This window comes from Leclercia sp. M-A074-M, assembly GCF_965195605.1.
GTDB lineage: Bacteria > Pseudomonadota > Gammaproteobacteria > Enterobacterales > Enterobacteriaceae > Enterobacter.
Map to the genome: position 1 here is coordinate 162,569 of NZ_CBDAHM010000005.1, position 14,529 is coordinate 177,097.

11 protein-coding genes are annotated in these 14,529 nt (G+C 57.3%); 3 read left to right on the plus strand and 8 right to left on the minus strand.

Going from position 1 to position 14,529, the window contains the following annotated elements; all coding sequences use genetic code 11:
* Positions 1-3: 3 nt before the first annotated feature.
* The 3 genes from yqjA to ACOKCT_RS12535 form a co-directional block, all read right to left on the minus strand.
* Positions 4-666, minus strand: coding sequence for a DedA family general envelope maintenance protein YqjA (gene yqjA / locus ACOKCT_RS12525; protein ID WP_059307126.1), 663 nt, complete (start codon positions 664-666; stop codon positions 4-6).
* Positions 667-1,016: 350 nt separating this feature from the next.
* Entirely contained in the window at positions 1,017-1,793 is a 777-nt protein-coding gene (exuR, locus tag ACOKCT_RS12530) for a transcriptional regulator ExuR (protein WP_159339903.1), read from the minus strand.
* Positions 1,794-1,970: 177 nt separating this feature from the next.
* Positions 1,971-3,269 carry an MFS transporter gene (locus ACOKCT_RS12535; protein ID WP_159339904.1) on the minus strand — a complete coding sequence of 433 codons (1,299 nt, stop codon included), beginning with the start codon at positions 3,267-3,269 and terminating at the stop codon, positions 1,971-1,973.
* 471 nt (positions 3,270-3,740) lie between these two features.
* Here ACOKCT_RS12535 and uxaC point away from each other — a divergent pair, with 471 nt between their 5' ends.
* On the plus strand, positions 3,741-5,153 hold the full coding sequence (gene uxaC / locus ACOKCT_RS12540; protein ID WP_159339905.1) for a glucuronate isomerase: 1,413 nt from the start codon (positions 3,741-3,743) through the stop codon (positions 5,151-5,153).
* Positions 5,154-5,170: 17 nt separating this feature from the next.
* Positions 5,171-6,658, plus strand: a complete 1,488-nt coding sequence (locus ACOKCT_RS12545; protein WP_159339906.1) for a UxaA family hydrolase — start codon at positions 5,171-5,173, stop codon at positions 6,656-6,658.
* A gap of 86 nt (positions 6,659-6,744) precedes the next feature.
* On the opposite strand, the gene sstT is transcribed toward ACOKCT_RS12545, so the two are convergent.
* The 4 genes from sstT to ACOKCT_RS12565 all read right to left on the minus strand — a co-directional run bounded on the left by sstT (position 6,745) and on the right by ACOKCT_RS12565 (position 11,096).
* Entirely contained in the window at positions 6,745-7,986 is a 1,242-nt protein-coding gene (sstT, locus tag ACOKCT_RS12550; protein WP_159339907.1) for a serine/threonine transporter SstT, read from the minus strand.
* A 297-nt stretch (positions 7,987-8,283) separates the two neighbouring features.
* Positions 8,284-9,252 carry a TerC family protein gene (locus ACOKCT_RS12555; RefSeq protein WP_103177120.1) on the minus strand — a complete coding sequence of 323 codons (969 nt, stop codon included), beginning with the start codon at positions 9,250-9,252 and terminating at the stop codon, positions 8,284-8,286.
* 271 nt (positions 9,253-9,523) lie between these two features.
* Positions 9,524-10,522: a Gfo/Idh/MocA family protein gene (locus tag ACOKCT_RS12560; protein ID WP_103177119.1), complete on the minus strand. Its 999-nt coding sequence runs from the start codon at positions 10,520-10,522 to the stop codon at positions 9,524-9,526.
* 70 nt (positions 10,523-10,592) lie between these two features.
* Entirely contained in the window at positions 10,593-11,096 is a 504-nt protein-coding gene (locus ACOKCT_RS12565; RefSeq protein ID WP_103177118.1) for a YgjP-like metallopeptidase domain-containing protein, read from the minus strand.
* Between the two features lie 85 nt (positions 11,097-11,181).
* On the opposite strand from ACOKCT_RS12565, the gene rlmG reads away from it, so the two are divergent.
* Positions 11,182-12,318: a 23S rRNA (guanine(1835)-N(2))-methyltransferase RlmG gene (gene rlmG, locus ACOKCT_RS12570; protein WP_159339909.1), complete on the plus strand. Its 1,137-nt coding sequence runs from the start codon at positions 11,182-11,184 to the stop codon at positions 12,316-12,318.
* An 82-nt stretch (positions 12,319-12,400) separates the two neighbouring features.
* Here the strand turns inward: rlmG and ACOKCT_RS12575 are convergent, their stop codons facing one another.
* Complete coding sequence (locus tag ACOKCT_RS12575) at positions 12,401-14,422, minus strand: NADPH-dependent 2,4-dienoyl-CoA reductase (protein WP_159339910.1); 2,022 nt, start codon at positions 14,420-14,422, stop codon at positions 12,401-12,403.
* Positions 14,423-14,529: the final 107 nt, after the last annotated feature.

Genomic DNA, 14,529 nt, shown 5'->3' on the forward strand with positions numbered 1-14,529 from the left:
TCGTTAGCCCTGACTTCCATGTTTTTTCTTCCAGAGAACCACCAGCGAACCAATCAGCCCGAACACCAGCAGCACGACCGGCAGCAGCATCAGGCAGGACATCAGCTGATCTTCATATTTCAGGAATACCGGCGTTTTGCCAAGCAGATAGCCCAGTGTGGTAAGGATCAGCACCCACAGCAGGCCGCTCATCCAGTTAAAGAACTGAAAACGCGTGCTGCTAAGGCCGGAAAGACCGGCAATGGTTGGCAGCAGGGTGCGGACAAAGGCGATAAAGCGGCCCACCAGCAGCGCGGAAAGCCCGTGCTTGTGGAACAGGTGATGCGCCCGTTGATGATAGTGTGCCGGCAGGTGCGATAGCCAGTTCTGCACGATACGCGTATTGCCAAGCCATCGCCCCTGGATATAGCTCAACCAGCAGCCGAGGCTGGCGGCAATGGTCAGCAGCAGGACGGTTTGCGGAAATTGCATTGCCCCTTTTGCGCACAGCACGCCAACCAGCACCAGCAGACTATCGCCAGGCAGGAAAGCGGCAGGAAGCAGACCGTTTTCAAGAAACAGAATCATAAACAGGACAAAATAGAGCATGCCAATCATGGACGGATTGGCCAGCGTTTCGAAATCCTGGGCCCATAAGGCATTAAGTAGTTGGGTCAAAAGTTCCATTCAGTGTTCCTGGAAAGCGGTTAACGACGCACCTGTCAACCGGGTCAAACAGCACGGCGACATTTTTTATAATTTCATTATGGTCGCTCGCGGACACAGTGTGTGGCCAAACTGTTCCCTGTTAAATGGCTAAGTAAGCAAGCACTAACTAACAAGCTAAACGGCAAATTGCATCTAATTGTAACAAACGCCAATAGGATCCGTCACAGTATTTGCATGTACCGCAGATAGATTTTGTCTTAACCCAGGGAGGAGACGCGAGGCTATTTACAAAGGCTGACACTATATATGTTTACTTACCCACCGTGGCCGGAAGGCGCAGCGAAGCGCCTGCCGATGCGTGAAGAAAACTATTTTGCGTGACTGACGGCGCTATCGAGGTGAACCACCGGATTCTCAGCAAAAAGATAGCGGTCGGCGTTAAATTCGAAGTCGTCGCTGGTTTCATTGAACAGCATCTGTTTGGTGTTTTCGAGATGCTGCCACATCGCCACTTTTGCCGCATGCGGGTCTTTACGAATCAGTGCCTTAAGGATTTTATCGTGGTCGTCACACCAGTTATCCACGGTGCGGGAATCGATATGATCGTGCAGTTTTTTCCAGTACGGGTTATGAACGCGCTGAGTCCACATTTTTTCGACGATTGCCGCAAGCGCACTGTTTTGCGTCGCCAGCGCCACCTGGACATGAAACTGCAGGTCCCATTCGGAGTCGCGGAAGCATTTCTCTTTACGCGCGTTGTCCTGGATCTCCATCAACTTCATGATGTCCTGCTTGGTCACCTGCGTCGCCGCGAACTCGGCGATATTACTCTCAATAAGCTGACGAGCCTGGAGCAGCTCAAAGGGGCCGTAATTGGCAAATTCCAGATTTTCGTCCGGGGCCGGGGAGTGTTTTGGCTGGCTGGAGATAACATGAATGCCAGAACCTTTACGCACTTCAACATAGCCTTCCACTTCCAGCATGATGATGGCTTCACGAACCACGGTGCGGCTTACGCTCTTCTCATCAGCGATAAAACGCTCGGCAGGTAACTTGTCGCCTACCAGATAAACGCCTTGCTCGATGCGCGATTTCAGCTCGGCAGCAAGTTGCTGATAAAGACGACGGGGTTCGTTGATTTCCATATGCGCTCCAGGCAAGGTATGGCTAATGATTTGTTATACCACTTTTACCCCTTTGTCTCCAGATTTGACCCGCAAAAAAGCCGCTCGGGAGCGGCTTTTATATACCAGGCTGCGCTTCGCTTGCGCGCCCTGGCGGTTTAGTAGGCCGGGTAAGCGAAGCGCCACCCGGCAATAAATCTAGCTCTGAGTCGCGGGCCTTCCAACGGACTCTTGCAACAGCTCCTCTGCGGACTTGCTTTTCAGCACCGTCCAGATAAGCACTGCACCCAGCAGGTCGAAGATAGCCAGTACCGCGAACAGCGGGCTAAAGCCGATGGTGTCAGCCAGCGCACCGACCACCAGGGCGAACAGGGTGCTGGCGGTCCAGGCTGCCATCCCGGTCAGGCCGTTAGCGGTCGCCACTTCATTACGCCCGAAGACATCAGAAGAGAGGGTGATCAGCGCACCGGAGAGAGACTGGTGAGCAAAGCCCCCGACGCACAGCAGCGCAATCGCGATATACGGGCTGGTGAACAGACCAATCATCCCCGGGCCAATCATCAGTACGGCACCCATGGTGACAACCATTTTACGGGAGACGATCAGGTTCACGCCGAACCAGCGCTGGAACAGCGGTGGCAGGTAACCCCCGACGATACAGCCCAGGTCTGCGAACAGCATTGGCATCCAGGCGAACATGGCGATCTCTTTCAGGTTAAAGCCGTAAACTTTAAACATGAACAGCGGGATCCAGGCGTTGAACGTACCCCATGCAGGCTCAGCCAGGAAACGCGGCAGGGCGATACCCCAGAACTGACGGGTACCCAGAATCTGCAGAACAGACATCTTCTTGCCGTTATTGGTCTGGTGCTGGGACTCCTGGCCGCCGATGATGTAGTCGCGTTCTTCATCAGAGAGTTTCTTCTGATCGCGCGGGTGTTTGTAGAAGATCAGCCAGCACATCGCCCAGGCGAAGCTCAGTACGCCGGAGAGAATAAACGCCAGCTGCCAGCTGTGCATCACGATAGCCCATACCACCAGCGGCGGAGCAATCATCGCGCCGATAGAGGAACCCACGTTGAAGTAGCCCACCGCGATGGAGCGCTCTTTCGCCGGGAACCACTCGGATGCCGCTTTCAGACCCGCAGGGATCATCGCCGCTTCCGCAGCACCTACCGCGCCACGGGCCAGCGCCAGGCCACCCCAGCTGCCTGCCAGCGCGGTTGCGCCGCAGAAGATGGCCCAGGTGACGGCGAATACGGCGTAGCCAACTTTCGTACCCAGAATATCCAGCACGTAGCCTGCTACCGGCTGCATGATGGTGTAAGCCGCGGAATAGGCCGCGATAATATAGGAGTATTGTTGCGTGGAGATGTGCAACTCTTCCATCAGCGTTGGCGCAGCCGCCGCTATGGTATTACGCGTCAGGTAGCCCAGCACGGTGCCGAGCGTCACCAGTGCGATCATGTACCAACGTAACCCTTTAATTTTACGCATGTAAAACCTCATCGTTATGTTATTGCCGCACCGGAGTACGGGCATCTCTATGCATTGCGTGAGATGTTTTCAACGGGAGGGCGTAACCGGGAATGCTCCCGGTACGGCCCGAACCTTGCCATAAGTAACGTGCATAATTCGGTATCCTTACCGCTGAGTCCGACGCCTGTGGCACCGGTAATGCATTCCGTCGGCTTATAATTTGCGACGGCAGAACGATAACTTGTCATACAACTTTAAAAGGTGAGTGACATCACAAATGTGTCAATAATTGTAAGGGTAATGTCGAGTCTGTGTCAGGCCAGAGCTGGCGCGGCGTTAAGCGCTGTTTAACACTTTAGATGTAGATTATTTGTCGACGTTTATTGATCTAACTCACGAAAAAATCATCGGCCTCTGGAAATTGGTGTGATAACTTTGCAGCATCTGAACATTGCTGTTTTCTGACGTGCCCGTTAAGAGGATGACGACATGACGCCGTTTATGACTGAAGATTTTCTGTTAGATACCGAATTTGCCCGCCGCCTGTACCATGATTACGCGAAAGACCAGCCGATTTTCGACTACCACTGCCACCTTCCGCCGCAGCAGGTCGCCGAAAATTACCGTTTTAAAAACCTGTATGACATCTGGCTGAAAGGCGACCATTACAAGTGGCGCGCCATGCGCACCAACGGGGTGGCGGAACGCCTCTGTACCGGTGACGCGTCTGACCGTGAAAAATTCGATGCCTGGGCAGCGACCGTGCCGCACACCATTGGTAACCCGCTCTACCACTGGACCCATCTGGAGCTGCGCCGTCCATTCGGGATCACCGGCAAGCTGCTCTCTCCGTCTACCGCGGATGAGATCTGGAACGAATGTAATGAGCTGCTGGCCCAGGATAAATTCTCTGCCCGCGGCATCATGAAGCAGATGAACGTGAAGATGGTCGGCACCACCGACGATCCGATTGACTCTCTGGAGCATCACGCCGTTGTCGCGAAAGACAGCTCGTTTGACGTGAAAGTGCTGCCAAGCTGGCGCCCGGATAAAGCGTTCAACATTGAGCAGGCGACCTTTGCCGACTACATGGCGAAGCTGAGTGAAGTCTCTGATACCGAGATCCGCCGTTTCGGCGATCTGCAGACCGCGCTGACGAAGCGTCTGGATCACTTCGCGGCTCACGGCTGTAAAGTGTCTGACCATGCGCTGGACGTGGTGCTGTTTGCTGAGGCGAACGAAGCCGAGCTGGACAGCATCCTGGCGCGCCGCCTGGCGGGTGAAACCCTGAGCGAGCATGAAGTGGCGCAGTTCAAAACTGCGGTACTGGTCTGGCTGGCGGCAGAATATGCCCGTCGCGGCTGGGTGCAGCAGTACCACATTGGCGCGCTGCGCAACAACAACCTGCGTCAGTTCAAGCTGCTGGGCGCCGACGTCGGTTTCGACTCCATCAACGACCGTCCGCTGGCCGAAGAGCTCTCCAGACTGCTGAGCAAACAGAACGAAGAGAACCTGCTGCCAAAAACCATTCTGTACTGCCTGAACCCACGCGATAACGAAGTGCTGGGCACCATGATCGGTAACTTCCAGGGCGAAGGGATGCCGGGCAAAATGCAGTTCGGTTCCGGCTGGTGGTTCAACGACCAGAAAGATGGCATGGAGCGTCAGATGACCCAGCTGGCGCAGCTTGGTCTGCTGAGCCGCTTTGTCGGCATGCTGACCGACAGCCGCAGCTTCCTTTCCTATACTCGCCATGAATATTTCCGCCGCATTCTGTGCCAGATGATTGGCCGCTGGGTCACCGCAGGCGAAGCGCCGGCCGATATTCAGCTGCTGGGCGAAATGGTGAGAAACATCTGCTTTAACAATGCGCGCGACTACTTCGCTATTGAACTGAACTAAGGCCGTCTGAGGTTGATATGCAATACATCAAAATCCATTCGCTGGATAACGTTGCGGTCGCGCTGGCCGACCTGAGCGAAGGCCTGGAGGTGACGTTTGACAACCAGACCGTCACCCTGCGCCAGGATCTGGCACGCGGGCACAAGTTTGCCCTGCAGCCGATTGCCAAAGGGGAGAACGTTATCAAATACGGTCTGCCTATCGGCCATGCCCTGGCGGATATCGCGGCGGGTGAATTTATTCACTCCCATAATACGCGCACCAATCTGAGCGATCTGGATGAGTACAGCTATCAACCTGAGTTGCTGGCTGAGAGCCGCCAGGCGGCAGATCGTGACGTTCAGATCTACCGCCGCGCCAGCGGTGAGGTGGGGATCCGCAATGAACTGTGGATCCTGCCCACCGTCGGCTGCGTCAACGGCATAGCCCGTCAGATCCAGAGCCGCTTCCTGAAAGAGACTAACCAGGCGGAAGGCACCGACGGCGTCTTCCTGTTCAGCCACACCTACGGCTGTTCCCAGCTGGGTGACGATCACATCAACACCCGCACCATGCTGCAAAACATGGTCCGCCACCCGAACGCCGGGGCGGTGCTGGTGATTGGCCTCGGTTGTGAAAACAACCAGGTGGATGCCTTCCGTGAGACGCTGGGGGATTTCGACCCTGCCCGCGTACACTTTATGGTGTGCCAGCATCAGGACGATGAAGTGGAAGCCGGTCTGGAGCATCTGCATGAGTTGTATGAGGCGATGCGCCATGATAAGCGTGAGCCAGGCAAGCTGAGCGAGCTGAAGTTTGGTCTGGAGTGCGGCGGCTCTGATGGGCTGTCCGGCATTACCGCTAACCCGATGCTGGGTCAGTTCTCTGATTATGTCATCAGCAACGGCGGCACCACCGTGCTGACCGAAGTGCCGGAGATGTTCGGCGCGGAGCGCATTTTGATGAGCCACTGCCGCGACGAAGCGACGTTTGAAAAGACCGTCACCATGGTCAACGACTTCAAGCAGTACTTTATCGCCCACAACCAGCCGATTTACGAGAACCCATCCCCGGGCAACAAGGCGGGCGGGATCACCACGCTGGAAGAGAAATCCCTCGGCTGTACCCAGAAAGCGGGTGCCAGCCAGGTGGTGGACGTCCTGCGCTACGGCGAGCGGTTGAGCACGCCGGGTCTGAACCTGCTTAGTGCGCCGGGTAACGATGCCGTTGCAACCAGCGCCCTGGCGGGGGCGGGCTGCCATATGGTGCTGTTCAGCACCGGTCGCGGCACCCCATATGGCGGTTTTGTGCCAACGGTGAAAATTGCCACCAACAGCGAGCTGGCGGCGAAGAAAAAGCACTGGATCGATTTCGATGCCGGTCAGCTGATCCACGGCAAAGCGATGCCGCAGCTGTTAACGGAATTCGTGGATGTGATTGTGGATATTGCCAATGGCAAACAGGCTTGCAACGAGAAAAACGACTTCCGCGAGCTGGCGATCTTCAAGAGTGGTGTGACGCTGTAGGTGTGGTGTCGGGTGGCGCTAACGCTTACCCGACCTACGAACCAAAATCAGGCCCGGTAAGGCGTAGCCGCCACCGGGCTTTTTTATTAATTACGTAAAGCGTTCTTAGCCAGACGCGCATCTTCAGCCTGACACGCCGCGGCGGTAAACAGCACGTCGGTGGAGGAGTTCAGCGCGGTTTCGCACGAGTCCTGCAGCACGCCAATGATAAAGCCCACAGCCACAACCTGCATCGCCACTTCATTCGGAATACCGAACATGTTGCAGGCCAGCGGGATCAGCAGCAGAGAACCGCCCGCCACACCCGATGCACCACAGGCGCACAGCGACGCCACAACGCTCAGCAGCAGCGCGGTTAACAGGTCGACCGGCACGCCCAGGGTATGCACGGCAGCCAGGGTCAGCACGGTGATGGTGATCGCCGCACCTGCCATGTTCACCGTCGCACCCAGTGGGATAGAGACGGAGTAGGTGTCACGATCCAGGTTCAGCTTCTCGGCCAGCGCCATGTTAACCGGAATGTTCGCCGCGGAGCTGCGGGTAAAGAAGGCGTAGACGCCGCTCTCACGCAGGCAGGTCAGCACCAGCGGATAAGGGTTACGGCGGATCTGCCAGAACACCAGCAGCGGGTTGATGACCAGCGCCACCAGCAGCATGCAGCCCACCAGTACAACCAGCAGTTGCGCATAGCCCCACAGGGTTTCAAAGCCGGTGGTTGCCAGAGTAGAAGAGACCAGGCCAAAGATACCGATCGGCGCAAAGCGGATCACCACTTTCACTATAAAGGTGACCGCGTTAGAGATATCGGTGATCAGATTTTTGGTGGTGTCGTTGCCGTGGCGCAGGGCGAAGCCCAGCCCGACGGCCCATACCAGAATGCCGATGTAGTTAGCATTCAGCAGCGCGTCAATCGGGTTAGAGACCATGCTCATCAGCAGGCCGCGAAGCACTTCCACGATGCCCGATGGTGGGGTGATATCGCCCGCTGCAGAGGTGAGGTGCAGCGTGGAGGGGAACACGAAGCTAAAAATGACCGCCGTCAGCGCGGCAGAGAAGGTGCCCAGCAGATAAAGGAACAAAATCGGGCGAATGTTGGTTTTCTGTCCTTTCTGATGGTTGGCAATGGAGGCCATAACCAGCATCAGTACCAGGACTGGGGCGACGGCTTTTAACGCGCCAACGAACAGGGTGCCGAGCAGGCCGGTGGCAATTGCCGCCGGTTTGGAAACCAGTGCCAGTAAAATACCCAGCACCAGACCTACCAGTATTTGTTTAACAAGGCTGCCCTGCGCCAGACGCGCGAGCAAACCCGGGGATTGCATGGTCATAAAAATTCCTTCAGTGAGATTGCGTTCCGTCCCGGAGATGCTCTCAGGCACTTATATTCCGGTTAGAGGTGTGTGTTTGTCAGGATGAGTATATTGAATGCGAGAAGTCTGGGAAGAGCAAAATGCTGGAATTTACGTACTGCGTCATGTTTTTTAACTGTCTGGTTACATTTTTGCCGGGTAGCGCGTTTTACTCCGCTGCGTGTTGTCATACCGGGTGGCGCTGCGCTTACCCGGCCTACAAAACCGTAGGCCCGGCAAGCGTCGCGCCGCCGGGCACCAGACCGCACAATCCCCTTACTGGATCTGCCGCTTCTTATCGTTCTGGTGGTTCACCCAGGCGTTAATAAGCAGGGTCACAACCAGGATGCCAAACACCACGCCCAGCGAGATGGCGATTGGGATGTGATAGAAATCGACAATCAACATCTTAATGCCGATAAAGACCAGGATCACCGACAGACCATACTTCAGCATTGAGAAGCGCTCCGCCACGCCCGCCAGCAGGAAGTACATCGCACGCAGACCGAGGATCGCAAAGAGGTTTGAGGTCAGCACGATGAACGGGTCAGTGGTCACCGCGAAGATCGCCGGAATACTGTCGACCGCGAAAATCACATCGCTCAGCTCCACCATGATCAGCACCAGCAGCAGCGGCGTGGCATACAGCAGGCCGTTTTTACGCACAAAGAAGTGCTCGCTTTCGATGGTGTCGGTCATACGCATATGACCACGCAGCCAGCGCACCAGCGGCTTCTCGCCAATACCGGTTTCATCTTCCTTCGCCAGCGCCATCTTCACGCCGGTAAAGAGCAGGAAGGCGCCGAAAACATAGAGCAGCCATTCGAACTGGGTAATCAGCCAGCTACCGGCAAAGATCATGATGGTACGCAACACGATCGCGCCCAGCACGCCATACACCAGCACCCGACGCTGCAAGGCTGCAGGCACCGCAAAATAGCTGAACAGCATCAGCCAGACGAAGACGTTATCCACCGCCAGGGCTTTTTCAATCAGATAGCCGGTGAGGAACGCCAGCGCCTGGGGATCGGCGACCGCGCGGCCTTGCGTCACGGAGAGATACCACCAGAAGGCGGCACAGAAGAGCAGGGAGAGGGTGACCCATACCAGCGACCAGGCGGCCGCCTGCTTCATGGTCATGCCATGCGCGCCGCGCCGACCCTGCAAAAAGAGATCGATCGCCAGCATGATGACCACAACGATGGCGAATCCTCCCCACATCAGCGGAGTACCGACAGTATTCATACAATTTTCCTTCCACAAAAAAAACGGCTAACGTCAGAAGACGATAGCCGTTGCGTTTTTTGTGCATAGACCTCGCCTTCCGGCAAGGTCTCACTTACAACAAGAAAGGAATACGCTCACGTATTCCTTTTTCGTTGCCCGGCGACCGGATGCGGTATTACACGCATCGTAATGACGATCCACCGACCAGGAAGTTACTCCCCTTTGCAGGTAACAAAATATGTCAGGCCATTGGTTTCGTCAATGGCCTGCGCTAATTCATTACACAGCTTTACGCGGTAACTTCTGCGTTAAGGCCGTCAGCCGGGAAAACCACCCCCGTCTGGCGACGGATTTCGGTTTGCAGCTTCGCCGTGGTACGGCTCACCGCAAGGCCCGGATGGTTAACTTCCTGGGTTTCAACCAGACGCGCAAACACCTCTGCCTCATACAGCATAGTGTTGATATGCTGAGGCTGCGTCAGTTCCTGAGGCTTGCCGCCGCGCGGGACGTAGCTCAGCTTCTGGCACTCAGAGATCTTCTCGATCACCAGCGCGCCGTTCTCGCCCTGGATCTCGCTTGGCAGCACCGAGTCACTCACCTTGGAGTGCTGCAGCGTCACGCTGAAATCGCCATAATCCAGCACTACCAGACCGTGGGCATCCACGCCGCTTTCCAGCAGGCTGGCGGTCGCCTGCACCCGGTGCGGCTCGCCCCACAGCGCCACCGCCGAGGCGAGACAGTAGAAACCGATATCCATAATCGAGCCGTTGGAGAACTGCGGATTAAAGGTGTTCGGATTCTCGCCGTCCAGGTAGCGCTGGTAGCGCGACGAATACTGGCAATAGTTGATAAAGGCTTTGCGGATTCGGCCCACTTTCGACAGCGACTGCTGCAGCAGCAGGAAATTCGGCAGGCTGGCGGTTTTGAAGGCCTCGAACAGCACCACCTGGTTTTCCCGCGCAAGGGCAATAGCGGCTTCAACCTCATCGATATTAGAGGCCAGCGGCTTCTCGCAAATCACATGTTTTTTATGGCTGAGGAACAGCTTCGTCTGCGGGAAGTGCAGAGAGTTGGGGCTGGCAATATAAACCGCGTCAATCGCATCGCTTTGCGCCATCTCCTCCAGCGAGGTAAAGAGATGTTCGACGAGGTAGTCGTTCGCAAAGGTCTGGGCCTGTTCAAGGCTGCGGGAATAGACTGCGGTAAGTTTATATTTGCCGGTCTCATGGGCGGCATCGACGAACTGACGGGTGATCCAGTTCGTCCCAATGACTGCGAAACGTATCATAAACGTTTACGTACTCCGTAGCAGGGAACCTTTAGCCACTGTAGCACGTCATCATGACAAATCGCGTGCGCTAATCCGCATTACTCTTTAACGATAGATGCGTCAGCCACAGCCGGGTATCAAACTCCAGCTGATGGTACTGCGGCTCCATGTGGCAGCAGAGGGAATAGAAGGCTTTGTCGTGCTCCTTCTCTTTCAGGTGCGCCAGCTCATGCACCACGATCATGCGCAGGAACGCCTCCGGCGCGTTGCGGAATACCGTCGCCACGCGGATCTCGGCTTTGGCCTTCAGCTTGCCGCCCTGCACGCGGGAGATGGCGGTATGCAGACCCAGCGCGTTCTTCAGGACGTGGATCTTGTTGTCATACATCACCTTATTGATCGGCGGGGCGCTCTTCAGGTAACGGCTTTTGAGATCCTGCGTATACTGCCAGAGGGCTTTATCGGTAGCGACATCGTGGGTGCCGGGATAGCGTTTTTCCAGCACCGCGCCCAGCTTCTGCTCGGCAATCAGGCTACGAACCTGAGAAAGTAAATGCTCCGGGTAGCCCTGGAGATAAGGAAGTTGGTTCATCAAAAGCCCACATCAGTGTGAAAACGGGTATACTCACGCACCCTTTTCAGGGATAACGCCGAAATTTTACCACTCAGGAGGGCCGATGAGCCACTTAGACAACGGTTTCCGTTCACTCGACTTAAAACGTTTTCCGGAAACGGACGACGTTAACCCGCTGCAGGCGTGGGAAGCGGCGGATGACTATCTGCTGCAACAGTTGGATGACACCGAAATCAGCGGCCCGGTTCTGATCCTGAATGATGCTTTCGGCGCCCTGGCTTGCGCCCTGGCCGAACACACCCCTTACAGCATCGGTGATTCATACATAAGCGAGCTGGCGACGCGGGAAAACCTGCGTTACAACGACATCGATGAAGGCAGCGTGAAATTCCTCGACAGCACCGCGGATTACCCGCAGGCGCCGGGCGTGGTGCTGATCAAAGTGCCGAAAACGATGGCGCTGCTGGAGCAGCAGCTCCGTGCGCTGCGCAAGGTGGTGACGCCAGAGACGCGCATTATCGCCGGTGCTAAAGCGCGTGATATCCATACCTCTACGCTGGAACTGTTCGAGAAAGTGCTGGGGCCAACCACCACAACGCTTGCCTGGAAGAAAGCGCGCCTCATCAACTGTACTTTCACGGCACCAGACCTGGCCGACGCGCCAGAGACCCTGAGCTGGAAGCTGGAAGGCACCGACTGGACCATCCACAACCACGCCAACGTCTTCTCCCGTACCGGGCTGGATATCGGGGCGCGTTTCTTTATCGAGCATCTGCCGGAAAACCTGGAAGGGGAGATCGTCGATCTCGGCTGCGGTAACGGGGTGATCGGCCTGACCCTGCTGGCGAAGAACCCGGAAGCGAGCGTGGTCTTCAGCGACGAATCGCCGATGGCCGTAGCCTCCAGCCGTCTCAACGTGGAGACCAACATGCCGGAGGCGCTGGATCGCTGCGAGTTTATGATCAACAACGCGCTCTCGGGGGTGGAGCCGTTCCGCTTCAACGCCGTGTTCTGCAACCCGCCGTTCCATCAGAAGCACGCCCTGACCGATAACGTCGCCTGGGAGATGTTCCACCACGCGCGTCGCTGCCTGAAAATCAACGGGGAGCTCTACATCGTCGCCAACCGCCACCTGGACTACTTCCACAAGCTGAAGAAGATCTTCGGTAACTGCACCACCATTGCGACGAACAACAAGTTCGTGGTGCTGAAAGCGGTTAAGTTGGGTCGCCGCCGTTAAGATTGTTTTGCCCGGCGGCGCTACGCTTACCGGGCCTACAAAACCGTAGGCCGGTGCAAGCGTAGCGCCGCCCGGCAATGCTTTAGATCGCTAATGCTAACGCCGTCCCCTGGGCAATCGCCCGCCGGGCATCCAGCTCCATCGCCACATCACACCCGCCAATCAGATGCACCGTTCTGCCCGCCTCGCGCAGCGGCTCGGCCAGATCGCGCTTCGGCTCCTGTCCGGCACACAAAATGACATGATCGACGGGCAGCAACTGCGGTTCACCGCCGATCAATAGATGCAGCCCTTCGTCGTCGATCTTCTGATAACTCACCGCCGGGATCATCTTCACGCCGCGGGCGAGGAGGGTGGCGCGGTGGATCCAGCCGGTGGTTTTCCCCAGCCCTTCGCCAGGTTTGCTGGCCTTGCGTTGCAGCATCACGATCTGGCGCGGGCTTTTTGGCAGCTGGGGCCCTTCCGGACGCAAGCCCCCCACCTGATTCAGGCTGGTGTCGATGCCCCATTCTGCGCAGAATTCCGCGATATTCTGGCTGGTGGCCTCGCCCGTCTGGCTCAGGTACATGGCGGTATCAAAGCCGATCCCGCCGCAGCCGATGATCGCCACCCGATCGCCCACCGGCGCTTTGTCGCGCAGCACGTCGAGGTAGCTCAGCACTTTCGGATGATCGATGCCCTCGATCGCAGGCAGACGCGGGGCGATCCCGCTGGCGAGGATCGTCTCGTCAAAGTCGGCGAGATCGTCCGCGGTCACCCACTGGTTGAGCCGCAGATCCACGCCGGTAACCTCGATCATCCGGCGGTAGTAGCGCAGCGTCTCGTAGAACTCCTCTTTGCCGGGGATCTGCTTGGCGATATTAAACTGCCCGCCAATCTCAGCGGCGGCATCAAACAGCGTCACGCTGTGCCCGCGTGCGGCGGCATTCACCGCAAACGCCAGCCCCGCGGGACCTGCGCCCACCACCGCCAGCCGCTTTTTGCTGATGGCCGGAACGATGGGCATGCGGGTTTCATGACAGGCGCGCGGATTCACCAGGCAGGAGGTGACTTTGCCGACGAAGATCTGATCCAGGCAGGCCTGGTTGCAGCCGATACAGGTGTTGATCTCATCCGCACGGCCGCTTTGCGCTTTGGAGAGGATCTCCGCATCGGCGAGGAAGGGCCGCGCCATCGACACCATATCGGCATCGCCATTCGCCAGCAGATCGTCTGCGACTTGCGGATCGTTAATGCGGTTGGTGGTCACCAGCGGGATCGACACTTTGCCTTTCAGCCTGCGGGTTACCCAGCTGAACGCCGCGCGCGGCACCGGGGTGGCGATGGTCGGAATGCGCGCTTCGTGCCAGCCAATCCCGGTGTTGATGATGGTCGCGCCCGCCGCCTCTATGGCCTGCGCCAGCTGGACGGTTTCCTCGAAGGTGCCGCCGCCCTCCACCAGATCCAGCATCGACAGGCGGAAGATAATAATAAAGTCGCTTCCGGCGCGCTCGCGCACGGCGCGCACCACCTCGACGGCAAAGCGCATCCGGCGTGCATAGTCGCCGCCCCATTCGTCGTCGCGCTGGTTGGTGCGTGCAGCGAGGAATTCGTTAATCAGATAGCCTTCGGAGCCCATCACCTCCACGCCGTCGTAGCCCGCCTCCCGCGCCAGCGCCGCACAGCGGGCGAAGTCATCGATCAGGGTCAGGATCTCGTCGTGGGTCAGCGCTTGCGGCTTAAAGCGATTGATGGGGGCCTGGATCGCCGACGGGGCCACCGGGTTTGGCTGATAGCTGTAGCGCCCGGTATGCAGAATTTGCAGGGCGATTTTACCGCCTTCCTGGTGGACGGCATCGGTCACGATCCGGTGATGGGGCAGCTGTGCCGCATCGTTCAGCACCGCGCCGCCCTCCATCGCCACCCCGGATGGCGCAGGGGCCACACCGCCAGTAACGATGAGCGCCACCCCGTGACGGGCGCGCTCGGCATAGAACGCGGCCAGCCGCTCAGCACCGTCCGGCCGCTCCTCCAGCCCGGTATGCATCGAGCCCATTAACACGCGGTTTTTCAGGGTGGTGAATCCCAGATCGAGGGGGGCGAATAGCGACGGGTAGCGGCTCATAGTCTCTTCCAGTGTAAAATTATTGTTATGTGGTCGGATGAGTTACTAATTTAGCCAGCGGCAGAAGAAAGGTAAAAGCGGGATCGAATGATTGTGATAGATCTCAA